Annotated in this window: 23 protein-coding genes; 16 read left to right on the top strand and 7 right to left on the bottom strand. The window is 65.2% G+C overall.

Going from position 1 to position 23665, the window contains the following annotated elements:
• Positions 1–71 precede the first annotated feature (71 nt).
• The 3 genes from proC (at position 72) to KBX07_RS03960 (ending at position 1530) form a co-directional block, all read left to right on the top strand.
• Entirely contained in the window at positions 72–884 is an 813-nt protein-coding gene (gene proC, locus KBX07_RS03970; protein WP_005286988.1) for a pyrroline-5-carboxylate reductase, read from the top strand.
• A gap of 178 nt (positions 885–1062) precedes the next feature.
• Entirely contained in the window at positions 1063–1266 is a 204-nt protein-coding gene (locus tag KBX07_RS03965; protein WP_255997768.1) for a helix-turn-helix domain-containing protein, read from the top strand.
• 162 nt (positions 1267–1428) lie between these two features.
• Positions 1429–1530 carry a 30S ribosomal protein bS22 gene (locus tag KBX07_RS03960; RefSeq protein ID WP_003855542.1) on the top strand — a complete coding sequence of 34 codons (102 nt, stop codon included), beginning with the start codon at positions 1429–1431 and terminating at the stop codon, positions 1528–1530.
• Between the two features lie 82 nt (positions 1531–1612).
• Here the strand turns inward: KBX07_RS03960 and KBX07_RS03955 are convergent, their stop codons facing one another.
• The gene (locus tag KBX07_RS03955) at positions 1613–2533 is read right to left on the bottom strand and encodes an HAD family hydrolase (RefSeq protein WP_370687266.1); all 921 of its coding nucleotides are present in this window, start codon (positions 2531–2533) and stop codon (positions 1613–1615) included.
• 53 nt (positions 2534–2586) lie between these two features.
• On the opposite strand from KBX07_RS03955, the gene KBX07_RS03950 reads away from it, so the two are divergent.
• The 11 genes from KBX07_RS03950 to KBX07_RS03900 all read left to right on the top strand — a co-directional run bounded on the left by KBX07_RS03950 (position 2587) and on the right by KBX07_RS03900 (position 15027).
• Positions 2587–2853, top strand: coding sequence for a glutaredoxin family protein (locus KBX07_RS03950; protein ID WP_005286979.1), 267 nt, complete (start codon positions 2587–2589; stop codon positions 2851–2853).
• 88 nt (positions 2854–2941) lie between these two features.
• Entirely contained in the window at positions 2942–4315 is a 1374-nt protein-coding gene (locus tag KBX07_RS03945) for a glutamyl-tRNA reductase (RefSeq protein WP_256023095.1), read from the top strand.
• Positions 4316–4374: 59 nt separating this feature from the next.
• Positions 4375–5199, top strand: a complete 825-nt coding sequence (gene hemC, locus KBX07_RS03940; protein ID WP_370687272.1) for a hydroxymethylbilane synthase — start codon at positions 4375–4377, stop codon at positions 5197–5199.
• Positions 5200–5371: 172 nt separating this feature from the next.
• Positions 5372–7072, top strand: coding sequence for a uroporphyrinogen-III synthase (locus KBX07_RS03935; protein ID WP_005286973.1), 1701 nt, complete (start codon positions 5372–5374; stop codon positions 7070–7072).
• 89 nt (positions 7073–7161) lie between these two features.
• Complete coding sequence (hemB, locus tag KBX07_RS03930) at positions 7162–8181, top strand: porphobilinogen synthase (protein ID WP_370687271.1); 1020 nt, start codon at positions 7162–7164, stop codon at positions 8179–8181.
• Entirely contained in the window at positions 8178–8774 is a 597-nt protein-coding gene (locus KBX07_RS03925; protein ID WP_005286968.1) for a hypothetical protein, read from the top strand. The genes hemB and KBX07_RS03925 overlap by 4 nt, the downstream gene beginning before the upstream one ends.
• Before the next feature lie 32 nt (positions 8775–8806).
• Entirely contained in the window at positions 8807–9289 is a 483-nt protein-coding gene (locus tag KBX07_RS03920; protein WP_005286965.1) for a hypothetical protein, read from the top strand.
• A 13-nt stretch (positions 9290–9302) separates the two neighbouring features.
• A complete protein-coding gene (locus KBX07_RS03915) occupies positions 9303–11786 on the top strand; it encodes a cation-translocating P-type ATPase (protein ID WP_005286962.1) in 2484 nt (827 codons plus the stop codon).
• A 10-nt stretch (positions 11787–11796) separates the two neighbouring features.
• The gene (hemE, locus tag KBX07_RS03910; protein ID WP_256023090.1) at positions 11797–12846 is read left to right on the top strand and encodes a uroporphyrinogen decarboxylase; all 1050 of its coding nucleotides are present in this window, start codon (positions 11797–11799) and stop codon (positions 12844–12846) included.
• Positions 12847–14289 carry a protoporphyrinogen oxidase gene (locus tag KBX07_RS03905; RefSeq protein WP_256023089.1) on the top strand — a complete coding sequence of 481 codons (1443 nt, stop codon included), beginning with the start codon at positions 12847–12849 and terminating at the stop codon, positions 14287–14289.
• 6 nt (positions 14290–14295) lie between these two features.
• The gene (locus KBX07_RS03900) at positions 14296–15027 is read left to right on the top strand and encodes a DedA family protein (protein ID WP_255994373.1); all 732 of its coding nucleotides are present in this window, start codon (positions 14296–14298) and stop codon (positions 15025–15027) included.
• On the opposite strand, the gene KBX07_RS03895 is transcribed toward KBX07_RS03900, so the two are convergent.
• Genes KBX07_RS03895 through KBX07_RS03870 form a run of 6 tightly spaced genes read right to left on the bottom strand, consistent with a single transcriptional unit; the run spans position 15024 to position 21030 of the window.
• Positions 15024–15836 (bottom strand): TRIC cation channel family protein, encoded by an 813-nt coding sequence (locus KBX07_RS03895; protein ID WP_256023087.1) that lies wholly within the window; start codon positions 15834–15836, stop codon positions 15024–15026. The genes KBX07_RS03900 and KBX07_RS03895 overlap by 4 nt on opposite strands.
• Positions 15837–15861: 25 nt before the next feature.
• Positions 15862–17064, bottom strand: a complete 1203-nt coding sequence (gene galK, locus KBX07_RS03890; RefSeq protein WP_256023086.1) for a galactokinase — start codon at positions 17062–17064, stop codon at positions 15862–15864.
• On the bottom strand, positions 17064–18143 hold the full coding sequence (gene galT, locus KBX07_RS03885) for a galactose-1-phosphate uridylyltransferase (protein WP_256023085.1): 1080 nt from the start codon (positions 18141–18143) through the stop codon (positions 17064–17066). Before galT ends, galK begins: the two co-directional genes overlap by 1 nt.
• Entirely contained in the window at positions 18140–18424 is a 285-nt protein-coding gene (locus KBX07_RS03880) for a hypothetical protein (protein ID WP_256023084.1), read from the bottom strand. Before KBX07_RS03880 ends, galT begins: the two co-directional genes overlap by 4 nt.
• A gap of 8 nt (positions 18425–18432) precedes the next feature.
• Positions 18433–20076, bottom strand: a complete 1644-nt coding sequence (locus KBX07_RS03875) for a sodium:solute symporter family protein (RefSeq protein ID WP_256023083.1) — start codon at positions 20074–20076, stop codon at positions 18433–18435.
• Positions 20077–20091: 15 nt separating this feature from the next.
• Entirely contained in the window at positions 20092–21030 is a 939-nt protein-coding gene (locus tag KBX07_RS03870) for a hypothetical protein (RefSeq protein WP_256023082.1), read from the bottom strand.
• 206 nt (positions 21031–21236) lie between these two features.
• Between KBX07_RS03870 and KBX07_RS03865 the strand changes: the two genes are divergently transcribed.
• Together KBX07_RS03865 and hemL are read left to right on the top strand one after the other, a co-directional pair.
• Entirely contained in the window at positions 21237–22301 is a 1065-nt protein-coding gene (locus KBX07_RS03865; protein ID WP_256023081.1) for an HNH endonuclease signature motif containing protein, read from the top strand.
• 29 nt (positions 22302–22330) lie between these two features.
• Positions 22331–23656: a glutamate-1-semialdehyde 2,1-aminomutase gene (gene hemL, locus KBX07_RS03860; RefSeq protein ID WP_256023080.1), complete on the top strand. Its 1326-nt coding sequence runs from the start codon at positions 22331–22333 to the stop codon at positions 23654–23656.
• Positions 23657–23665 lie beyond the last annotated feature (9 nt).

The following is a 23665-nucleotide window of genomic DNA, read 5'->3' as shown; positions in this document are numbered from 1 at the left end:
CGCTTACAGGAGAAGAATCCCCGTGGTTGTTCTCGTTGAGAATTTCGGCGGGTGTGGCACGCTAGTGAGCCATGAGCAACATTGCAGTCATCGGCGCAGGCAATATCGGTGAGGCCCTGATCTCAGGGCTGGTCAACTCTGGCGTCGACCCGGAAACGATCACAGCGACAAACCGCACTCCGCAGCGCAGTGAGGAGCTGAACCGCCGGTACGGCGTGAACACGACAGACGACAACGAGGCGGCTACGACGAACGCTGACGTGTGCTTTTTGTGCGTGAAGCCGTACGCGGTCACGGATTTGATCGAGGAGCTGTCGGAGACGATCGCGAGCAACGAGACTGCCACTGTCGTCGTCTCCATGGCAGCCGGCGTCACGCTCGGTGCGATGACGGAGGCGGCGCAGAGCGCGGGCACACCCATCGTCCGCGTCATGCCGAACACCCCGATGCAGGTGGGCAAGGGCATCAGCGTTGTTGCGTTTGGCAAGTATGTCGATGAGGACCAGCAAGAGCTCGTCACGGAGCTGCTGGGTGCGTGCGGCAAGGTCGCCGTCGTGCCTGAGTCGCTTATCGACGCTGCCGCAGCCCTGTCCGGTTCCGGCCCCGCCTACTACTTCCTCCTCACGGAGGCGTTGGTGGATGCCGGTGTGCAGATGGGGTTGCCGCGTGAGACTGCCATGCTGCTGGCCACGGGTACGGCAGAAGGTGCCGGGGCCATGTTGGCGCGCTCGGGTAAGCCGCCCGCAGATCTACGTGCAGACGTGTGTTCTCCGGCAGGAACGACTGTCCAAGCCGTCCGGGAACTCGAGGAATCCGGGATGCGTGGGGCCTTCTATCGGGCCGTAGAGGCTGCCACCAATCGGGCGGCTGAGCTGGGAGAATAACCAGATTGACGATAGTGACCCCGGGGTCCGCTGTGAAAAAAGTGAAAGTTTTCTTGCTTTTGAGTCGCATGTGACACTGTTTTCACGCTAGGCTGGTCCCGGCACGTGCGTGTCCAACTGTGGGAGGGGAAGCCTACAGCGCGCACCGGCTCTCTAGTGCTGGAGGTTTAACTAGAACATGGCAACTGAAGATAAAGGCAAGTTCCTGACCGTCGCTGAGGTCGCTGAGATCATGCGCGTTTCCAAGATGACGGTCTACCGTCTGGTCCACTCCGGCGAGCTGCCGGCAGTGCGCGTGGGCCGTTCGTTCCGCGTGAACGAGAACGCCGTCAGCGAGTACCTGGATTCCTCGGTCTACGACGTCGACTCCGACGTGAGTTAGCTCCCCTCTTTTTGGATTCGCCCGGTCACGGCGCTAAACTTTGTACCCATTCATGTTGCGTGAGCGCCGCCTCGAGAGTGCACCTCGCGGCGTTGCCCCGGACCTGCCCTGGAACCGGAACGCGGCACGGAACTGTACGTACAAAGAGAAGCGAGGAAACCTATGGGTTCTGTGATCAAGAAGCGCCGTAAGCGCATGTCCAAGAAGAAGCACCGCAAGATGCTGCGCCGTACGCGCGTTCAGCGTCGCAAACTGGGCAAGTAAAACTGCCCCGCTTCACGCCCGCCCCTGCCGTTTGGCCGGAGCGGGCGTTTTTGGCTTTGGTTGACCCCGGCGAGCGTTCGGCCTAGCGCTTCCGGCGGCGGCGCCACGCCAGCCCGCCACCAATGCCGGCTACGGCGCCTAAGGGGACAAGCACGCTGAGGAACACCCGGCGCACCGGGCGGTAGTCCCGGATGAGCCACCCGTGTTTCGCGGCGTGCTTTCTCAATTGGCTGTCGGGGTTGATGGCCACGGGGGTGCCCACCATGGACAGCATGGGAATGTCATTGGCGGAGTCGGAGTAGGCGGTGCACTCCTCCAAGTTGAGCCCCTGTGCCTTTGCCAGAGCAGCCACGGCGTGCGCCTTACCCGGGCCGTGGAGGATATCGCCGACGAGACGGCCGGTGAACTGCCCGTCCTCTTCCTCTGCAACGGTGCCCAGGGCGCCGGTGAAACCGAGGCGCTCAGCCAGAATTTGCCCGACCTGCACGGGTGTTGCGGACACGAGCCACACTTGCTCACCGGCGTTGATGTGCATCGAGGCGAGTTCGCGGGTGCCGGTGTAGGTGCGGGCGATCAAGTGAGCGTCGACAAGCTCTGCGCACAGGTCGCGCAGTTCGCTCACGCTCCACCCCGTGATGAAGCTCAGCGCTTTCTCACGGCCCTGCGCGATCGCGTCTGGCAGCTCCGCGCCGAACAAACGGTACCGGCCTTGAGCCACGAGATACGGGAAGATCTCGCTCAGCGTCAAAAATCCGCGCTTGAACAGCTGGTAGCCCAGTGCGATGAGCGAATTTCCCTGGATCAGGGTGTTGTCCACGTCGAAGAATGCAGCGGCGGTCGTGTGCTGCGGGATGTCCGGGTCGGGCTCGGTGACGCGCTCAGCGCTCTGGCCTACGGTCGAGGATGCGGCGGAGGCGGCGGCTTCGCCTGCGGTGCGCTGGTGGGCGTCGTCGATAGGCGGAAGCGCAGTCTCCTCAAGGTAGCGCCGCAGATTGCCGCTCAAGCCTTCTCTCCCTTCGTGTGTAGTGTGATCCATCGTATGTTAGGAGGTTCCCAATGGGTGCAGTAGCTGAGGTTGAACTAATGGTCCGCTCCACATGCGGCTCGTGCGAGCGCGTGGCGGCGCAGATCGCGCCCGTGGTGGCGGAAGCGGGAGCGCGTCTTTCGCTTGTCGACGTCGACGCCCACCCCGGCCTAGCCATCGAATTCGGTGACCGAGTTCCCGTCGTGGTCATCGACGGTGAAGAGTTCGCCTGCTGGGAAGTCGATAACGCGGAACTGGCTGCGGAACTCGCCCGTGGCGGGCAGGTAGACTCGCGCTAGATTCGCACGCGACGATCAGGGGATTGTCTGGGAACTGGGCAGCGGGGGTATCCTTTGGGATGATCGCGAACTGGCTTGGAGGGAAAACGTGAGTGTTCTCGTGGTGGGCATGTCCCACCGCTCGGCGCCCGTCGCGCTGCTGGAGCGGCTCAGCATGGACAACGCCGTGCAGGAGCAGACTGCACGCGCTCTTCTTGAGCAACCCAGCATCAGCGAAGCCATGACCATCTCCACCTGCAACAGGATGGAGGTCTACGCCGTCACCAACGCGTTCCACACCGGTGTCAACGACGTGCTGGGTGTGCTCAGCGAATTCTCGGGCGTGGAGTTGGCACAGCTGCGGGGATACCTCTATGTCCGCTATGCCGACGCCGCGGCGAAGCACCTCATGCGCGTCGCCGCCGGTTTGGACTCCATGGTGGTGGGGGAGCAGCAGATCATCGGCCAGGTCCGCTCCGCCTACCAGGACGCCGCAGACCGTGGCACGATCGGCCCGGCGCTGCACGCGCTAGTCCAGTCTGCTTTGCACGCCGGTAAACGCGTCCACACCGAGACAGATATCGATGACGCTGGTTCCTCCATGGTCACCGCTGCCCTCGATGAAGCAATGCGGCTGAAGGGACTGGCTCCCGACGCGACTCTGGAAGGGCACTCGGCACTGGTTCTTGGAGCCGGCGCAATGAGCTCTTTGGCCGCCACGGACCTGGGTAAACGCGGGGTGAGCAAGCTGATCATTGCGAACCGCACCCGCTCGCGCGCCGAACGGCTTGCCGAGCACGCCCGCGCAGCCGGTGTGACCGCCGAGGTGGTGGATTTTTCTGCCCGCGCCGGAGCACTGTCACGGGTGGACATTGCGGTCTCCGCGACCGCGAGCGACGGCTTCACCATCACCCCGGAGGACATTCCCGGGCCCGCGCTGCTGGTCGATCTGTCCCTGCCGCGCGACATCGACGACGCGGTCGCCGAGCTGCCCGGTGTCAGCCTCATCAACATCGAGGCCTTGCACGAGGCTCTCAAGCACTCCGCCGATTCTCCGATGTGCCCGGAGCTCGATGCCCGTGGGCAGGCCGAGGACATCGTCGCCACGGAGCTGGCCGCCTATGCAACCGAGCAGCGTGTGCGCGATGTCGCCCCTATGGTCACCGAACTGCGCGTCACCGCCGCTGAGACCGCCCAGACGGAGCTGGACAAATTGCGCTCCCGCCTACCCGGATTGGATGACGGGGAGTTCGGGGAAGTGGAACGGGCGGTGCGCAGGATCGTCGATAAGCTCTTGCATAATCCGACCGTGAAGATCAAAGAGCTAGCGGGCACGCAGTCGAAGGTGAGTTACGAAATCGCCATCGAGGAGCTGTTCGGCCTCACCGGCGGCAAAGATACGCGCACCGGGCTCGCAGGCGACGACGGCGCTCATTATGAGAAGAGCTCGCTTGCCGGGTTTTGTGAAAGGGAAAGCCAGTGACAGAGACGTTGAGAGTAGCCACGCGCGGGTCCAAGCTCGCTACGACCCAGGCCGGACACATGCGCGACGCGTTGGTCGGCGCAGGACACAGCGCTGAGTTGACCATCGTCACCACCGCCGGCGACATGTCGCAAGCCCCTGTGGAGCGCATCGGGGTCGGCGTGTTCACCACCGCTATCCGCCAGGCGCTTTTCGACGGTGAAGCTGACGTCGCCGTCCACTCCTTCAAAGACCTTCCCACCGCCCACGAACCGCGCACGCACCTGATCATTCCTGTGCGGGAGGACCGCCGTGAAGCACTGATTGCCCGCGACGGCCTGAAACTGGCCGACTTGCCCCGCGGCGCCCGCGTGGGCACCTCCGCACCCCGGCGCATCGCTCAGTTGCGGGCGAAACGCCCTGATCTGGACATTCGCCCGTTGAGGGGGAACATCGAGTCGCGCATGGGGCGCGTGACCAGCGGTGAGCTCGACGCTGTGGTGCTCGCCTACGCAGGCATGTCCCGCGTCGGCCTCGGCGAGCGCGCCACCGAAGTCTTCGCACCGGAGGACTTCATGCCCGCACCTGCCCAAGGTGCGCTTGCCGTGGAGTGCCGGGCGGAGGATGCGGAGGCGGTCACAGCGATCGACACGCTTGTCGACGACTTTGCCACCCGCTGCGCCCTGACCGAACGCTTCGTTCTTGCGACCTTGGAAGCTGGCTGCACCGCGCCCGTCGCGGCGTCTGCGGTCCTCGACGGAGATGAGATCATGGTGCGCGGCGGCGTGTTCGCTCTCGACGGCTCCGCCCAACTCGTGCGCGAAGCTAGCGGCACAGATCCGCGCGAGGTGGGCCAAGCGTGCGCCCAGCAACTTTTCGACGCAGGAGCAGCCCAATTCCTCTAAGCACGGTTTTTCAAAACAGCCGTCTTACTTTAAGGTGTAACTACCATACGCCGTCTGCGCCGCTGTGCATCTGGTCCCCGTTAATGGGAGCTCCGGGCACGTCCCTTGGTGCGTAAGGCGGTTTTCTAGTGATTGACGCTTTCAAACGATCCGTTTAGAAGAGATTTCTTTGATGAATGCTGCCTCCTCCACAGCGCCCGAGAACGTTGGCAAGGTCATTTTCGTCGGCGCCGGGCCAGGCAACCCCGACCTGTTGACGATCCGCGCTCGCGAGGTGCTGGAGCGTAACTCGATCGCCGTTGTCGATCCGGACGTCTCTGGCGGTGTGCGCGGTGTCGTCGGATCCGCTCTCCCCGTGCCGGCTGACAAGCTGAAAGCGGCTGCGGAAGAGTACGAGGCCATGTGTGCCAAAGCCAAGGAGGCTGGAGCCCGCCGCAAGCCCGCGAAACCGGCAGACCCGACTGCGGCAGAGCTGAGCGAACAGGCACCCGCCGGAGATGAGATCGTCGAGCCGTTGCGTGAAGCCCTCGCCGAAGCGCAGGCGGCGATCGACCGCGGTGAAGCAGGCGATGGCGACGTCATCCGTCTGGTTGCGGGCAACCCGCTGACCCGCAACGCCATCATGGAGGAGATCTCCGCTGTCGCCGCCGCCGGCCTGGAGTTCCAGGTGGTGCCCGGCATGTCGTTGCCGTCGACGGTGCCCTCGTTCGCCGGCATCGCGCTCGGTTCCACCTACACCGAAGCTGACCTGGCCAACGAGCCGATCGACTGGGACGGCCTCGCCGCCGCCCCGCAGCCGCTCGTCCTCCAGGGCGAGGCCCGCCACTTGCCGGTCATTGCCACCGAGCTGCAGGCCCGCGGGTTCTCCGCGTCGACGCCGCTGACTGTGACCATCAACGGTACGACCCGTCTGCAGCGGACGTTTGATGCGACGCTGGGGACCGTCGGCAAGCTCGATGCGGACTTGGATGGCACGCTCGTGGTCACCATCGGCACTGCTGTCGACGACCGTTCGAAGTACTCCTGGTGGGAGAACCGTCCGCTCTACGGCTGGCGTGTACTCGTGCCGCGCGCGAAGGAGCAGGCCGGTGTGATGAACGCCCGGCTGAACTCCTATGGCGCAATTCCGCAGTCCGTGCCCACCATTTCCATGGAGGCGCCGCGCAACCCGGCGCAGATGGACCGCGCGATCAAAGGCATCGTTGAGGGACGCTACCAGTGGATCGTGTTCACCTCGGTCAACGGTGTTGACGCTGTGTGGGACAAGTTCGAGGAGCTCGGCCTGGATGCCCGCTCCTTTGCCGGGGTCCACCTGGCCGCAGTGGGGGAGAAGACCGCTGACGCGATTCGCTCCCGCGGCATGATCCCGGAGCTCATCCCGCACCGCACGAAGCAGAACGCGCACGGCCTCGTGGACATCTTCCCTGAGTATGTCGAGGAGATCGACCCGGTCGGCCGCGTGCTGCTGCCGCGCGCGGACATCGGCAGCGACGTGCTTGTTGACGGCCTTGTCGAGCGCGGCTGGGAAGTCGACGACGTCGTCGCCTACCGCACTGTCCGCGCCGCCCCGCCGGCACCGGAAGTGCGCGACATGATCAAGACCGGCGGGTTCGACGCTGTTTGCTTCACCTCCGCCTCGACTGTGAAGAACCTCGTCGGCATTGCCGGCAAGCCGCACCCGCGCACCATCATCGCGTGCATCGGTCCCATGGCGGCTGCGGAAGCGAAGGAGCAAGGCTTGCGGGTCGATGTCGTGCCCGAGGTCGCCGACGTACCGTCGCTTGTCGACGCATTGGCCGAGCATGTCGCCGGTCTCCGCGCTGCCGGCCAGCTGCCGCCGCCGCGGAAAAAGCGTCGCGCCCGACGCTCGTAGCTACGGCCGTGGACGCCATTCGTAGAATGGTCTGTGTGCCTACACCGTCGGAACCCACAGATTCGTTCAACCACTCGCCTGCACCGAGCCTGACTGGCCCGGTGCGGCGGCCGCGGAGGCTGCGCCAGAACGCTGCGATGCGCCGCATGACGGCGGAGGTCCGCCTGGACCCGGCGGACCTGATTTTGCCGCTGTTCGTTGCCGACGATCTCGGTGAATCGGGCAAACCCCGCATCATCGCCTCCATGCCGGGTGTGTACCAGCACAGCATGGACTCTCTCGTGGAGATCTGCCGGGAGGCTGTTTCTTTGGGGATTCCGTGCGTTGACTTGTTCGGTGTGCCCCGCAGCGAGGACAAGGATGCGTCCGGCTCCCAGGCCTGGGACCCGGACGGCGTGCTCAACCGTGCCATTGCGCGGCTGCGCGACGAGTTCGGCGACAAGCTGCTCATCATGACCGACACCTGCCTCGATGAGTTCACCGATCACGGCCACTGCGGCGTCTTGGTCACCGACCGGGAGGGCAATGTGGCGGTGGACAATGACGCCACCTTGGCGCTGTACGCGAAGATGGCGGTGTCGCAGGCTGAGGCCGGCGCGCATATTGTCAGCCCGTCCGGAATGATGGACGGCCAGGTGGAAGTGATCCGCCACGCGCTCGATCAAGCGGGCTACACGGATGTCGCGATCATGGCGTATTCGGCGAAGTATGCGTCTGCGTTCTTCGGCCCCTTCCGTGACGCTGTCGGTTCCTCCCTGTGGGGCGACCGCAAGACCTACCAGCAGGATCCGGCAAATATCCGCGAGTCCCTCATGGAGGTCGAACTCGACGTGGCTGAGGGCGCGGACATGGTCATGGTCAAGCCGGCCATGCCGTACCTCGACGTGCTGGCGAAGGTCGCTGAAGTCTCGCCCGTCCCCGTCGCCGCCTACCACGTCTCCGGCGAGTACGCGATGATCCAGGCCGCCGGCCGCAATGGCTGGATTGACCTAGACCGCACAATGATGGAAGCGTTGCTCTCCATCAAACGCGCCGGCGCCGACCAGATTCTCACGTACTTCGCGCTCGACGCAGCTCGCATGCTTATCGACGAAAGACCCCGCCCATGACCCACCCAACCCCGCCCGCACCGCAACAACCCGCCCAGCCCGCGCCGCCCGCGCAGGACGCTCGGCCTGACCAGCGGCCTGAAGCCGTGCGCTACCTGTTGGTCACGTGGGTGGTCATGATCGGTGCGGAGTTGTTGCACCAGCTTTTCTCCATTGCGATGCCGCTGTTGGATCCTTCCGCGCTGTTCGAGAGTGCGCGTGAGGCCAGCAAGGGCATGCCGCAAGAGGTGTCCGAGGGGCAGGTGAAGTTGGTGGCGTATACGTCGATAAGCATCATGGCGCTGCTGTCGCTGCTGATTGTCGCGCTGCTTGCGCTCGCACTGCGGGCCGTGGCGGCGCAGAAGAAGTGGGCGAACAGCGCGCGTACTTTGCTGATGGTGTTCTCTGTGTTCTTTGCGCTGCGCATGCTCACAGTGTTTCTGATCAACCCTGCCGGCATGGATGTGCCCACCGCGGTCATCGGTGCCGACGGCGTGCTGCAGATCGCTGCGGGAGTGGCGGCGATCTGTGCCCTCATCTTCGCTAACCAGGACGATGTGAAGAAGTGGACGGCCAAAGACGCCACAGACCATAATGACGTAAGCACTCACTAAAAACCCAGAACACAGAAACGCAGGTGCACGTCATGGCCGGGATGTTCCCCACGATCGTGAGCGACCCGAACGACCCGAACCGCCGCTACCGCGGTGCAGTTGGGGACACGTGGCCGCGCAATCTGCAGATCGCGTTCTACCTCATCTGCGGCGCTGCGGTGCTCATGCTGGTGACTGCGATGATGCTGCTATCCCAGGGCTTCCCGGGAGATCCGGCGAATGAGTCGCTGCGTGCTTCCTACATGACCAACTTGCGTGCGGTGTCCATCGGCAACATTGTGCTGGCGCTGCTGTTGGTCTCGGCGGCGAGCTACTTCCGCCACGGCAACCGCATCGCCCGCCGATGTGCGGCTGGGTTCGTGGCGCTGAGCTGCTTTCTCAACGTTGCGGCGTTCATGGTGCAGCTGACGTCGTGGGCGTCCATGGTCATTGTGATTCTGCTGGCGTTTTCCATGCTGTTCGCGTTCCGTCCGGACGCGAACGCGTTCGTGGACAAGATGAGCCCCCGCTTTTAGTGAGCACGTAGAGATGACCGCATACATCGAGGAAGAGACTCAAGACCGGCCGCATGTCTCCTATTCCTTCACTCTCGAGGGGCTGCCGGGTGCGCCCGATATCGATGAGGTCGAAGCCACCCTGGAGACGATCGAAGGTGTCGAGTGCAAGATCGTGCACCCGAGCAACTCCGCCTGGATCACGGCGACAGCTGCAACGGGGCCGGAGCAGATCATCGAGGTCTTCGCTGAACTGGGCATCACGGCGCGGCTGACCGACGCCTCGCAGCTGCGCCACGCAGCCCCCGCCGACATGACAACGGGCCGGCGCCGCTCCCAACGCCCCGTGCCCACGCGGATGCGCCGCCGGCGTCGGAGCGCGGACCGGTCGCTCGACCGCGCACGGCGCGCCGGGTACACCCCGCAGCGCAAAACGGAGCCCACGCAGGACGATGTCCTCTACACCGCCCGCGACTTGGTCACCCCCGCCCGCATGTGGGTGGCACTGGTGTTCACGCTGCCAGTCCTCGTGCTCGCCTACTTCCGCCCTACGCAGTTCGACGGTTGGCAATGGGTCGAACTCGCCTTGGCCACGCCGGTGGTCACGTGGTGCGCGTTACCGTTCCACCGCGCATTGCTCGGCGGAGTCCGGCGCGGCAGCACAGCACTTGACGGTGCGAGCGCCGTCGCCATCATCATCGCGTACCTGTGGTCCGCCGCCGTCATTTTTGCCGCGCCGACCGGCCACCGCGGCTGGCATTCGGGCTTCACGTGGTTCGCCACCACCCGCGGCACAGCGAACGGCCCAGAGCTATTTCTCGATGTCGCGTGCGGCATCACGCTGCTTCTGCTGATCGGGCGGCGGTATTCCATCCGTGCGCGCACATTGCTTCTCGACGAAATGACCGCCCGCACCCTCGACCCCGACACCGAATACATCCGCTTCTGCAAGAAACGCGGCCAGGCCGAGGCTGCCGAGGAACGCATTCCCGTCTCGGAGATCAACCGCGGCGACGACATTGTTGTGCACGTCGGTGAGATCGTTCCCGTCGACGGTGTGATCATGGGCGGCCGTGCTCGTCTGCGTCCCGGGCTGATCGACGCCCACGAACCCATTGACGTCAAAGTCGGTTCCATCATTTACGCTGGTTCCGTCATCGCCGAGGGCGAAGTCAAGGTGCGCGCGCAGCGCACCGGCCACGCGACGCGGTGGAGCGCCGTGGAGCACTGGTTGGCAGACGTCGAAGCGCGCCAGCGCTACGCCTCTGTGCAGCATGCGCAGGCAGCGGCGGCGTTGCTGCCGGTGGCGATGGCGGTGGCGCTGACAAGCTTTGTGCTGTGGGGGCTGATCACGGGCGACTATAACGCGGCGTTGCGCACCGCATTGGCCGTGCTCTCCGGCGTGGCCCCAGTCGCGTTGGCGCTCTCGCCGGCGCTGGCGATGCGCCTGGGCATTGAATCCGCCGCACGCAACGGTGTGCTTGTCCGCGACGGTGAAACCCTGCGGACCTTAGAGACCGTGGACACGATCGTGTTCAACCGCGTGGGCACGCTCGCGCAGGACGAGATGTTCGTCGAGTCCGTCACGGCCGCCGAGGGCGACAGCAAAGAAATGGTGATGCGCATTGCCGGCGCTCTGTCGATGAACTCCCAGTTCGCCGTTCCGCGTGCGCTCGTGGCAGGTGCCCGCGATGCCCGCGCCGGGGCCGACGATGACCGTGAGCTGCCTGCGCGCTACGAGCTGGTCAGCGTCGACTATGCGCGCACCGGCGATGTCACCGGCCGCCTGGCGCTGGTGTACGTCGACGAAGACGGCCACGAGAGCACGACGCACATCGACGCTATGCTGTGGCGCCCCTCCAACCTGTCCCATTTAAAGGGCAACCTGGCGGTGGCAGCGACCTCTGGCGGCACGCCCGTTGTGGTGCATTGGAAGGGCAAAGACCGCGGCGTGATCACATTGCATGACCCGTTCAAGGATGACGCCGACGACGCCATTGCGTTGCTGGAGGGTCAAGGCCTAGAAACGGTCATGTGTACCCGGGACACGTACGCCGTCGCCCGTCGCTTCGCCGATTACCTAGGCATCTCCACCGTGCTGGCAGGCATCACCGCCGACAAGAAGCCCGGCGCCATCCGCACCTTGCGTGCCAACGGTGCAGAGGTAGCCATGGTCGGCGACCGCACTGTGATTGATGCGCTGCGCGCCGCCGATGTGAGCATCATGTACGCCACCGCAGATGACATTGAAACGGGACGCAAGCGTAACCGCCGCGTGTCGGTGATGCTGCTGCGTCAGGATGTCACCGCCGTTCCCCAGCTCATCGCTCACGCCCGCAATGTCTGCGGCATCAAAGACCGCAATCTTTCCCTGGCGTGGATGTACAACATCGCCATGCTCTTCTTCGCCGCCATTGGTGTGATCCCGCCGATCATCGCCACGGTACTCATGCTCGGGTCGTCGCTGCTCATTGAGTCATTGTCGATGCGGGCGCGGCGTTTCCCGCGGAGCCTGTAACAATGGAGCCATGAGCAGACGCACGCTTGACCACGCCCCCTTGATCGCCGCCGCTACCGGCCGCACCCCGTCGCGCACCCCGGTGTGGTTCATGCGCCAAGCGGGCCGCTCCCTTCCCGAGTACCGCGCTGCACGGGAAGGTATCGCCATGCTGGACTCCTGCTTCATGCCGGAGCTGCTCGCGGAGATCACCATGCAGCCGGTGCGCCGCCACGACATGGACGCGGCGATCCTATTCTCCGACATCGTCGTGCCGCTCAAGGCAGCCGGCGTGGATGTAGAGATTGTGCCCGGGCGCGGACCCGTCATGGGGTCGCCGGTGCGTTCCCGCGCCGACGTCGACGCCCTGCCTGTCCTGGAAGGCGATGTCGCCGACGTCGCGGAAGGCATTTCGATCATCCTGTCCGAGCTCACCGACACCCAAGCCCTCATCGGCTTCGTCGGTGCCCCGTTCACCCTGGCCAGCTACCTCATCGAGGGTGGCCCGTCCAAGAACCACGAGAAAACCAAAGCCATGATGCACGGCGACCCGGACACCTGGCACGCCCTGATGGCCAAGCTCGTGCCCACCATCACCGCTTTCCTGCGCACCCAGGTCGAGGCCGGCATCGATGCGATGCAGTTGTTCGACTCCTGGGCCGGTTTCCTCACCGAGGCCGACTACCGCCGCTACGTCCTGCCGTACTCCACCGAGATCCTGGCCGCCGTCGCCGGGGAGATCCCGCGCATCCACTTCGGCCTGGCCACCGGTGAGTTGCTCGGGGCGATGTCGGAGGCGGGCTCGGAAGTGATGGGCGTCGATTGGCGCGTCCCGCTCGACCGTGCCGCGAAACGCTTCGCCGCCCCGAGGGTGCTGCAGGGAAATCTCGACCCGGCGCTGCTCTTCGCCGGCACCGACGTCGTGCGCGAGGAAGTCGCCCGCATCAAGGGCGAAGCCAGCAACGCTGTGCGTTCCGGCACCGCAACGGGCCACATTTTCAACCTCGGCCACGGGGTGCTCCCGGAGACCGACCCGGACGCCATCACCGAGACAGTCCGCATTATTCACGAGGAGGCGTAAATGAACATCGCCATCATCGGTGCCGGCCTGGCTGGCCTCACCGCCGCCTACGAGCTGCGCTCGAGCGGCCACACGGTCGACGTGTACGAGGCCACTGACCGCATCGGCGGCAAGCTCTACACAGTGGCCTTCGAAGCTGGCCCCACAGACATGGGAGCGGAGGCGTTCATGGCGCGCCGCCGCGACGCCGTCGAGTTTTTCGAGTCCCTCGGCTTAGGCGACTCCCTCGTCGAGCCTTCCGGCCTGCGCTCGCTCCTCTGGTCCGGCGGTGCCGTCCGCGAGCTGCCCACCGGCGGCGTCATGGGCATCCCCGGGCGCTCCGATACTGTCGCCCACCTCGTGTCCGCCGACACCGCCGCGCTTATCGACGCTGAATCCGACCGCCCCGGCTTCTTCTGGCCCACCCCTGATTCCGACCCTGGCGACCTCAACGTCGGCACGCTGGTGCGTGAACGCTACGGTGACGAGGTCGCCGACATCATCGTCTCCCCGCTGCTCGGGGGAGTGTACTCCTGCACGGCTGATGACCTCGGCGTGCGTGCCACGATCCCGCAGCTCGCCGCCGAATTCGATCGATTGACCGCCGAGCACCCCGACCGCCTGGTCCACCTGTCCACGGCTGTGCGCAACTTGGAGGCGCAGCGCGCTGAGCTGCCCACAGGCCACGGCGCGGTGTTCAACGCCTTCCGCGACGGCTACCAGGAACTCTACGAAACCTTGGCCGAGCAATCCGGCGCCGATATTTACATCGATGCCTTCATTTCTGGCATTGAGCGCGCCGACTCATCCAGCGACGCTGCCGCGCCCCAGTACAAGCTGACCGGCGGCGAAGACACACACTACGACCACGTCATCCTCGCCGTGCCCGCGCCGACTGCGGCACTGCTGCTGAAGCGCGTTGCCCCCGAGGTGGCCGAAGAGCTGGCGAAGGTGAAGCTGGCGAACTCCGCCGTAGTGGGCATGCGCTTCGCCGACGGCGACGGACTGCCCGAAAACTCCGGCATCCTCATCGCCGACACTGCTGACACCGCCGACACCGCTAAACCGGATGTGCGCGCGAAGGCGTTCACACTGTCGTCGAAGAAGTGGCCGCACCTCGCCGAGCGCGGCGGGGCACTCGTGCGCGCTAGCTTCGGCCGCTACGGCGACAACCCGGACCTGGCTATCACGGCCTCCGAAGACGACCTCGTCGACTGGGCACTCGATGACCTGCAGACCATCACAGGGTTCGACGGCAGGGAAGCAGGCCTCGAAGAAATCTACGTCCAACGCTGGTTCGGCGGTCTTCCGCGTTACGACGAGGGTCATGTGGGGGTGGTGCGTGACGTCGATAAGCAATTGGCGCAAGTGCCCGGCATCTCCGCGACAGGCGCATGGGCGGGCGGCGTCGGCGTGCCCGCCGTCATCGCACACGCGCGTGACACAGCGCGTGCTGTAGGTTAATTGTCCATGCACGACGAGCAGGACCGGGTGGACGACCGCCCCGCTTCCGAAGAACCCGAATGGTGGGAAGAACCAGGGCTGCCCTGGAACTCCAAACCCACCAAAGCTGACTACTGGTGCCTGGCGTGGTTCGGTTTTGTCGGCCTATTCGGCATGGCGATGATCCCGCTGCGCGCGTGGCTGCTGGGTCTCGACCCGCCGGTGATGCTGGCGCTGACGGGCTCGCGGATCGGTGCGGCATCGACAGGTGCGCTGGCCGCCGTCGGTGAAGCGCCGGGCTGGATCTGGTACCTGCTCATCGGCTCGCTCGTGGCCATCAAATTCGACTGGGTCTATTGGTGGGCCGGCAAACTTTGGGGCCGCGGCATCCTTGATGTGCAGGCGCAGAACTCCAAACGCATGGGGCGCAACATCGAACGGGTCGAAGGCTGGTTCCACCGCGTCGGATGGGTTGGCATTTTCCTGGCGTACGTGCCGATTCCGCTGCCCATCGCGTTCGTCGTCTTCGTCATGTGCGGCGCGACCGGCATGGACGTTAAGAAGTTCATGCTGCTCGACTTCATCGCGAAAACCGCGTGGTCGTTCCTCTACTTCGGGCTCGGCTGGGCGATCGGCGAGCCGGTCGTCTTCGTCCTCGAGCAGTACGCGAAGGTGGCCAACTGGGTGGCCATCGGTCTGCTCGTGGTCATCTTCTTCGGTGTGTTCCGCGGGCAGCAGAAGAACGCGGGCACAGCCTAACCGCGTGGCTCTGCCGCAGCGGGGGAGGAGCCGGCGCGCTCCAACACTTGGTCGCGCAGGTAGATCCGGACGATGTTTATCACGTCCTCGTCCGGCGCCTTTTCGATAGCGCCAGCAATGTCCACCACCGGATCATCCTTCGACATGTTCAGCTCGGCGGCGAGGCGCTTCTCCAAAGATCTCTCGGTGTAGCGGGTGCGCGGGGCGCGACGCGTGCTCACCCAGTACACGGCCATGGACAGCACTGATGCGGCGATCGACGCGATGAGCATGCCCTTCCACGGAGTGACCTGAAAGTGGGAAAATGCGAGTGTCAGGCCGGCGGCGAGCAGAGCTGGAAAGACCAACATCTTCTGGGACGTGAACAGGCTGGGAATATTGCGCAGCACGACGTCGCGCACCAACGACCCGCCGGTCGCTGTGATGACGGCGAGCAGCAGTACGGAGATCCACGGCAGATCGTTGACGAGTGCTTTAGACGCGCCCACTACCGACCACACTCCGACAGTGACCACGTCCATGTAGAAGCGCACGCGGTCCCACAGCCGTCCTTCGACGTGGAGGAAGAATGCGATGGCGCCGCCGAGTACCGCGATGATGAGATACCAGGGAGTCTGCAGCGCGGCGACGGGGCCGTTGTTGAGCAGGCAGTCGCGCAGCATGCCGCCGGCGAGCGACGAAATTAACGCGATGAAGCCGAATCCGACCACGTCGAAGTTCATGCGTTTGGCCACTTGTCCGCCAATGATCGCGGCGAGCAGCACACCGGTGTATTCGAGGATGAAGTAGAGAGGGCCGAAGTCATTCACGTCGGCGATTCTAGCTACACCCGGCTTATACCCGGCGGGCTCCATCCTGTGCGCTTGTGGGGTAGATCGTCGGCACGGGGTAGCCGGCGGAACCGGTTGCGTCCTCGATGGCTGCGGCAACGGCGTCGGCCTCGTCGGCGCGGCACAGCGCAATGATGGAGCCGCCGAATCCGCCGCCGGTAATCCGCGCGCCGACAGCACCTGCTTCCAGCGCCGCTTGCACGGCGGTTTCGAGCTCAACGGGCACGATTTCGTAGTCGTCGCGCAGGGAGGCGTGGCTGTCGTTCATCAGCGCGCCGAACTGTTCGATGTCGCCAGCCTTGAGCGCGTCGACGGCTGCGATGGTGCGGGCTGTCTCCGTGGCGACGTGGCGCACGCGGCGGTGCACGGTCTCCGGGTCATAATCCGACGTCTCGGCCCACGCCACAGCACGCGTGACGACGTCCCCTTCCCTGAACGTGCACCCCAACGCGTCGGCCACAGCGTCGATCAGCCCCCGGCGCGAACCGTAACCGCCTGTAGCATGCGAGTGTTCGACGTGGCTGTCGGCGACGAGCAACAGGTAATCGTCCCAGTTGCAGGGCACCTGCTCGTGCGTGCCGGCGAGGAAGTCCAGAGCGAGGGCGTGGCCGGCACGGCCGCGCACGACAGCATTCTGGTCCAGCCCGCCGGTGTTCGCGCCGACGTAGTGGTTCTCGGCGCGCATGGTGGCCGTGATGATGTCCTCGTCGGTGGCGTCGAGGCCGTGCAGGTCGCGGGCCGCCACAGCCACAGCGCACTCCAGTGCAGCCGAACTGGACAGCCCGGAGCCTAAAGGCACGTCGGACACAACGACGAGGTCGAGCCCGCCGGTCTGTGCCGCCCCGTGCGCGCGCAGGGCGTCAACGGTGCCGGCGATGTAGCCGCGCCAGTCGGGCAAGCACCCGGGCGCCGAGTTCGTGGCATCAAGGGAGTTGAGGTCGACGGAGGCGTCGAGAATTTCGCCGGTGGGAGACTGGGAGACCATGCGTACCACAGCGTCCTCGCGCCGGCGGGCGCCGACGGCAGTGGCCATCGTCGTCGCGAACGGCAGGCACACACCATAGGCGTAGTCGACGTGGTCGCCGATGAGGTTCACGCGGCCAGGGGCGAGCCACACGCCGTCCGTTTCGCCGCCGAGGTGCGCGGCGAAGAACGCACGGGCGTCCCGGTCGAGTTCCTCGGGCGTGCGGGTCGTGGGGACAATCATCAGTAGACCTCCCGCAGTGTCGCGGCAATGGTTTCAGGGGTGGTGTCGTTGATCCACACGCCCATGCCGGATTCGCTGCCGGCCAGGAACTTCATCCGGCCGGGCGAGCGCATCAGGGAGAACAACTGCAGGTGCAGCCGGCCGTCCTCCGGCGTATCCACGGGCGCCTGGTTCCACGCCGCAATGTACGGCGTGCGATCAACGCCCGCAAAGAACTTATCGACGGCAGCGAACAACCGGTGCAACACCTCGGCGAGGTCATCGCGCTCGTCGTCGGTGAGCTCGACGAAGGACGGCACGTCGCGCCGGGGCATCACCATGACCTCCATCGGCCACTTCGCGGCCATCGGGGTGAACACGACGAAGTGCTCGGTCTCGGCGATGATGCGTTCGCCGGCGTCCAGCTCAGCGGCCAGCACCTCGTCGAACAGGTTCCCACCTGCCTCGCGACGCTCGCGAGCGGAGCGAGCAATCGCCGCCATGCGCGGCGGCACGAACGGGTAGGAGTAAATCTGCCCGTGCGGATGGTGCAACGTGACGCCGATTTCCTCGCCGCGGTTCTCAAAGGGGAACACGGCCTTCACGGGTTCAAAAGCGGAGAGTTCTTCGGTGCGGTGGGCCCAGACGTCGATAAGCGTGCGCTTGCGTTCCAGCGGCAGATCTTTGAAGGAACCGTCGGCGCTGGGCGTGAAGCACACGACCTCGCAACGGCCGACCGCGGGGGTACCGTCGCGGCCTTCCATGCCCATGCTTAACGACGGAAACCTGTTCTCAAACACCACCACCTCATAATCCGACTCCGGAATTTCACTGGGTTTCTGGCCCGGGCGGGTCGGCGCGAGCGGGTCTTCGTTCGCGGGAGGGAGGAACGTGCGGTTCTGGCGGTGGGCGGCGTAGAGGGCCCACTCACCGGTCAAGGGGTCTTTCCGCATCCACGAATCGGTGTGCACCTCAGGCAGGCCGCGCTCGTCTTCCGCTGTTCTCGGCGGAACCTCGGCGGTTCCGCCGCTGGGGGGGTCGTAGTAGATGAGCTCGCGGCCGTCGGAAAGCGTCGTGCGTGTGATGCGGATGTCGCTCATGAGTCAGTTGCCTCTAGCGTGTCGGGGTCGAATTCGATCGGGTTCAGCCGCGCCCAGATGAAGAAGACCGCAGCGGCCACGGCCAAGGCGATGCCTACCCACAGGTTATCGCTTGATTCCTTGGGCACACCGGTGTCGACGTTCATGCCCGGGTCGAGCGCGAAGGAGCAGATCACCAGGACGATCCCGTAGAAGCCAAGCAGCGCTCCGATGACGTTGCGGATGTCGAAGGTCGTGGCAGACGTTTTCTTAGGTGCAGTGTGAGGTGCTGTGGTGGACATTTTCCCTCCTACAGGAACAACAGGTTGAGGCCGATGACAAGGACAAGCGCGATCACGCCCAGCGGAACGGTGCGCTGGTACCAGGGGAGGGCGGCTTCGGAGGCGTCGACAAGCTGCTCCTTCGGCGTGACGGAGCGGACGAAGCCGACAAGCTCGTGATCCGGTTTCGGCGCGGTGAACAGCGAGACGACCACGCTGACCACGATGTCGACAGTGAACGCGAGTGCCGCGGCGACAAACGCGGTGCCCTGGCCGGGCAGCGAGACGACCGGGTCGCTACCGAGCGACAGCGCCCAGAAGCCGATGGCTGCGGCGGTACCGGCGACCAGGCCGGACCAGCCGGCGTGCGGGGTCATGCGCTTCCAGAACATACCCAGGATGAACGTGGCAAACAGCGGCGCGTTGAAGAAGCCGAACAGCGTCTGCAGGTAGTCCATGATGTTGCCGAAGTTCGCGGCCAGCAGCGCGGTGAACACGGCGATGACGGTCGCCCCGATGGTGGCCAGGCGGCCGACGCGCAGGTAGTAGTCATCCTCGCGGTCCTTGATCAGGTACGTCTGCCACAGGTCGTAGGAGAACACCGTGTTGAACGAGGAAATGTTCGCGGCCATACCCGCCATGAACGCGGCGAGCAGACCCGCAATGCCCACGCCGAGCAAACCGTTCGGCAGCAAGTCGCGCATGAGGTAGAGCACCGCCTCGTTCGGATCCGCTGTGCCCTCCATGATCGGGGAGACTAAGACGCTGGCGATCATGCCGGGCACGATCACGATGAACGGGACGAACATCTTCGGGAACGCGCCAATGATCGGCGTTTTCCGCGCGGATGCGAGGGAGTCTGACGCCATCGCGCGCTGCACCTCGACGAAGTTCGTGGTCCAGTAACCGAACGACAGCACGAAGCCCAAGCCGAACACGATGCCGATGACCGACCAGACCGGGTTGTCAAAGCCCGACAAGTCCTGGCCGGGCCATGCGGAGAAGTGGCTCGGGTCGCCGATTGCCTCTTTCAGGCCGCTCCAGCCGCCGACGTGGCGCAGGCCGATGATCGTCAGCGGCAGCAGCGCGGCGATGATGACGAAGAACTGCAGCACCTCGTTGTAGATCGCCGCCGACAGGCCGCCGAGCGTGATGTACGCCAGAACAATGAGCGCGGCAGCCACCAGTGTCGCCCACAGCGGCCAACCCAGCAGCGCCTCCACGACGGTGGCCAGCAGGAACAGGTTCACTCCCGCGATGAGCAGCTGCGCCACCGCGAAGGAGATCGCGTTGACTAGGTGCGCCGCCGGGCCGAAGCGCTTGAGCATGAACTCCGGCACGGAGCGCACTTTCGAGCCGTAGTAGAACGGCATCATCACGATGCCGAGGAAGATCATGGCCGGCACGGCGCCGATCCAGAAGTAGTGCATGGTTTGCACGCCGTATTCCACGCCGTTGGCGGACATGCCAATGATCTCCACCGCGCCGAGGTTCGCGGAGATGAACGCCAGGCCGGTGATCCACGCGGGCAGGCCGCGCCCGGAGAGGAAGAAGTCGATCGACGACGACACACCGCGCTTCGCGGCCCACCCAATGCCCAGCACGAAGGCGAAGAACACCGCCACGAGCATGAAGTCGACCCAGGTGGCGTCGAGTCTGAGAGCTGTATCCATGAAGAGGCTTTCGGTTTAGATGGCTCGAACCTTCCAGCGCACGCTGGTGCGGTCGCCGGGTTCGAGCACGATGAGGTCCTCGCCGGTCGCGAGGGCGTTTGGAGGTGCGGTCATCGGTTCAACCGCGAGGAATCGTTGCGGCGAGGTGAAAAGCTGGCACCATCGCATGCTTATCGACGCATCCAGCCCCACCCCCTTGCCAGCCCGATCCACCATAACTGCCGTGTGGGTCCGGTACTCCGGGTCGAATCCGGGGTCGTCCAGCCACGCGCCAGCCATGTCGATCGGGTTGTCTGGCCACGGTTCACGCGGGCCGGCCGGGATGTTGCGCTCGTCGAGGGGCTGGCGCTGCGTCAGGCCGTGGTGCAGCGTGCACTCGTCGAGCGGTGCGCCCTGGGGGTCGAGGTAGGTGTGCACGCCGAGCGCGCACGGTGCCGCTTCTGCGCCGATGTTCTCGGCGGTCATTGTCGCCTCGATGCCCGCGCCGGCTGCGGTGTCGGCGCCGCTTGCCGCGTCGCGGCCACCAGTGACGAGCCGGTAACGCACGGTCAACGCGATTTCCCACGGCCAGCCGGGTTCGGGGCCGAGCACAGTGCGCAGCGTCGCCTCAGTGCGGTCAGTGCGGTCAGTGCGGTCCGCCCCGTCGTTAGTGTCGGCGTCGATGTCGAAGATCCGCCCCCACGTGAACCCGTGCAGGGCGTGGCCCAACTCTGGTTCGGTGATGTCGAGGCGGTGATCTTCTCCGTCGAAACGGAACGTCGCGTTGTTCACGCGGTTCGGCCATGGGGCCAGGACGATGTTCGCAGCCCCAGGGGGACGCTTGGCGGGTTCGAAGGAGCGCAGGAGTGGGCGGCCGTCGACACGCAGATCGCGTACGGCGGCACCTGACGCAGTGATGACTGCCCGCACGTTGCCCTGCTCGAGGACTATTTCTGGGATCGCGTCAGCATCCATAGTCCAATTATCGTTCTCCTGCCCTCGTACCGAAAAATGCCACACCCAATCATGGGTGACCGCCCAATAGTTATGTGCTCTCAGGGCGAATCGTTTCCTGGGAATTGTGGATAAATCAGCGCGGTTGGTGACGTGTCAACGCGGTTATCCACAGGGTTTTCGCCTTGCCCTTTACTGCGCGTGCATGCGGCCATACGGTTCAAGCCATGAACGCATTCGGGGAAGCGGTTGGCGCGATGTCGCAGGGCATCGACTTTTTGGCGGGGTTTGACCGCGACGTCGCCCTCGACGCTGGCTTCCCGACGCATCAGGTGCGGGCGTGGGCTAAAGCCCGCGAGGTGTATTTCGGCAAGACGCGCTGGTCGAGGAAGCAGGCGGTGGCCGTCGATAAGGCGCGCGGGGTGCCGCTTGCCCAGCTCCTGCTCATCGAGGACCGCATTCGGCATATCGGCGACGAAGGTGAGCGTTGGCGTCTGCGCCACGAACTGCTCACCCTGCGGGGCAACTACGACTCCGTCAAACGCAAGGCCACCGCGATCGTGCCCCCGAAAGAGAAGAAGCCGCCGAAACCGGGGATCCGCTTCAGCGCCTCGGTCGATGGCGTCCGCTCGGTGAGCATCACAGGGCCCGAGCGAGAGCTTGCTGACCTGGAGAAGGCCGTCTCGGCCGGGCTTGACCCGGAGCGGCCGGAGTCGCCGCAGAAGCTGGAGAAGTTCTTGGACCTTTTGCGTGACGACGGCCCCCGCGTCCCCCGTTCCGTACCCCGCCCCATCGTCATGGTGCCCGTGGACGAAGCCGTTAAGATTCTCGGCGGCGAAGGCGATGACACTGTCCTCGGCCTGACCGACGGCACCACCATGACCGCTTCCGAGTTGGTGGCTGAGCACTTCGGCGACCAGCTGGAAGTCGCCGTTTTCCACCCGCAGGAGGGCGCGGTGAACCTGCTGCGCGGCCAGCGGTTCGCCAACGCGAAGCAGCGCACGCTGGTCAGCATGGTTCAGCCGATCTGCGCGGTCCCCGGTTGCCGCCACGCCGCCGACATGTGCGAGATGCACCACATCACCCCGTGGAAGCACGGCGGCCAGACCAACCTGGCCAACCTCGCGCCCCTGTGCCGCTACCACAACCGCACGAACGACGATGATGACCAGGCCCGCCGCGGCCGGATCGAGAACATCCGGGGTGCGCCGACGTGGGTGTCGCCGCGCGGCTACCCGATGCCGAACAACCGGCACCCGTACGGGGCGTTGAGGTTGCTCTTCGGAACCTAGCCAATGCAGCAGTCCCTAGACTGGGGGACATGACTGCATCAACCGATCGTTCTGAATCCCGTTCCGCCGCGCTTTTCCAACGCGCGAAAGCTGTCACACCCGGCGGGGTGAACTCGCCCGTGCGCGCATTCGGGTCCGTGGGAGGTCAACCGCGCTTCATCGAGCGCGCGAGCGGCTCGCAGCTTATCGACGCCGACGGAAACCCCTACACCGACCTCATCTGCTCGTGGGGTCCCATGATCCATGGGCACTCCCACCCGCGGATCGTCGAAGCGGTGGAGAAAGCCTTGAAGGACGGGCTGTCGTTCGGTGCGCCCACCGAGGCTGAGGTGCGCCTAGCGGAGCTGATCGTGAAGCGCACGAGCGTGGAGAAGGTCCGCATGGTCAACTCCGGCACGGAGGCGACAATGAGTGCGGTGCGTCTCGCGCGCGGGTTCACCGGCCGGTCGAAGATCCTCAAGTTCGAGGGCTGCTACCACGGCCACGTCGATGCGCTCTTGGCTGCGGCCGGATCCGGCGTGGCTACCTACGGTCTGCCCGACACCCCCGGCGTGACGGGCGCACAGGCCGGAGACACCATCGTCGTCCCGTACAACGACATCGAGGCCGTCCGCGAGGCGTTCGCCGCGCACCCCGGTGAGATCGCCGCGATCATTACCGAGGCCGCCGCGGGCAACATGGGCACCGTCGCCCCTGCGACGTCCTCCACTGGAGTCGGGTTCAACCAAGCACTCAAAGACATCGCGCATGCCGACGGCGCACTACTCATCATCGACGAGGTGATGACGGGCTTCCGCACCTCCTACAGCGGCTGGTACGGCGTCGACGGTGTGGCCGGCGACCTGACCACGTTCGGCAAGGTCGTCTCCGGCGGGTTGCCGGCGGCGGCGTTCGGCGGCCGCGCCGACATCATGGACTACCTCGCGCCGGGCGGGCCGGTGTACCAAGCGGGTACGTTGTCGGGGAATCCGGTGGCGATGGCGGCGGGGGAGGCGTCGTTAAGCATCGCGGAAGAGGCGATCTACCCGCAGCTGAACGCCAACGCCGACCGCCTGGCCGCGCTGCTTAGCGACGCCCTGGCCAGCGCAGGTGTCGCGCACCACATCCAGCGCGCCGAGTCGATGCTCTCCATCCGCTTCGCCGAGGGCGAAGGCCACAACTTCGCCGACATGAAGGCCGCCGACACCTTCCGCTACGCCCCGTTCTTCCACGCGCTTCTGGCCGCCGGCGTCTACGCCCCGCCCAGCGCCTTCGAAACCTGGTTTGTGTCGACCGCCCTGACCGATGCAGACTTTGAGAAGATCGAGACTGCATTGCCTGCCGCTGCCCGCGCGGCAGCAAGCGCGACTGAGTAGGACACAGTA

Origin of the sequence: Corynebacterium sp. CCUG 70398, assembly GCF_024454055.1 — a bacterium.
GTDB lineage: Bacteria > Actinomycetota > Actinomycetes > Mycobacteriales > Mycobacteriaceae > Corynebacterium > Corynebacterium genitalium.
The sequence above is the reverse complement of the archived record's forward strand: the minus strand, read 5'-3'. Positions and strand labels throughout refer to the sequence as shown.

Bases quoted from the DNA above. Each gene is read 5' to 3' on its own strand.
- KBX07_RS03920 (WP_005286965.1), top strand. From the start codon at position 8,807: ATGGCCGGGATGTTCCCCACGATCGTGAGCGACCCGAACGACCCGAAC.
- KBX07_RS03950 (WP_005286979.1), top strand. From the start codon at position 2,587: ATGGGTGCAGTAGCTGAGGTTGAACTAATGGTCCGCTCCACATGCGGC.
- KBX07_RS03935 (WP_005286973.1), top strand. From the start codon at position 5,372: ATGAATGCTGCCTCCTCCACAGCGCCCGAGAACGTTGGCAAGGTCATT.
- KBX07_RS03915 (WP_005286962.1), top strand. From the start codon at position 9,303: ATGACCGCATACATCGAGGAAGAGACTCAAGACCGGCCGCATGTCTCC.
- KBX07_RS03865 (WP_256023081.1), top strand. From the start codon at position 21,237: ATGAACGCATTCGGGGAAGCGGTTGGCGCGATGTCGCAGGGCATCGAC.
- KBX07_RS03905 (WP_256023089.1), top strand. From the start codon at position 12,847: ATGAACATCGCCATCATCGGTGCCGGCCTGGCTGGCCTCACCGCCGCC.
- hemC (WP_370687272.1), top strand. From the start codon at position 4,375: ATGCGCGACGCGTTGGTCGGCGCAGGACACAGCGCTGAGTTGACCATC.
- KBX07_RS03965 (WP_255997768.1), top strand. From the start codon at position 1,063: ATGGCAACTGAAGATAAAGGCAAGTTCCTGACCGTCGCTGAGGTCGCT.
- KBX07_RS03960 (WP_003855542.1), top strand. From the start codon at position 1,429: ATGGGTTCTGTGATCAAGAAGCGCCGTAAGCGCATGTCCAAGAAGAAG.
- galK (WP_256023086.1), bottom strand. From the start codon at position 17,064: ATGATTGTCCCCACGACCCGCACGCCCGAGGAACTCGACCGGGACGCC.
- galT (WP_256023085.1), bottom strand. From the start codon at position 18,143: ATGAGCGACATCCGCATCACACGCACGACGCTTTCCGACGGCCGCGAG.
- KBX07_RS03880 (WP_256023084.1), bottom strand. From the start codon at position 18,424: ATGTCCACCACAGCACCTCACACTGCACCTAAGAAAACGTCTGCCACG.
- KBX07_RS03925 (WP_005286968.1), top strand. From the start codon at position 8,178: ATGACCCACCCAACCCCGCCCGCACCGCAACAACCCGCCCAGCCCGCG.
- KBX07_RS03870 (WP_256023082.1), bottom strand. From the start codon at position 21,030: ATGGATGCTGACGCGATCCCAGAAATAGTCCTCGAGCAGGGCAACGTG.
- KBX07_RS03900 (WP_255994373.1), top strand. From the start codon at position 14,296: ATGCACGACGAGCAGGACCGGGTGGACGACCGCCCCGCTTCCGAAGAA.
- KBX07_RS03875 (WP_256023083.1), bottom strand. From the start codon at position 20,076: ATGGATACAGCTCTCAGACTCGACGCCACCTGGGTCGACTTCATGCTC.
- hemE (WP_256023090.1), top strand. From the start codon at position 11,797: ATGAGCAGACGCACGCTTGACCACGCCCCCTTGATCGCCGCCGCTACC.
- proC (WP_005286988.1), top strand. From the start codon at position 72: ATGAGCAACATTGCAGTCATCGGCGCAGGCAATATCGGTGAGGCCCTG.
- hemL (WP_256023080.1), top strand. From the start codon at position 22,331: ATGACTGCATCAACCGATCGTTCTGAATCCCGTTCCGCCGCGCTTTTC.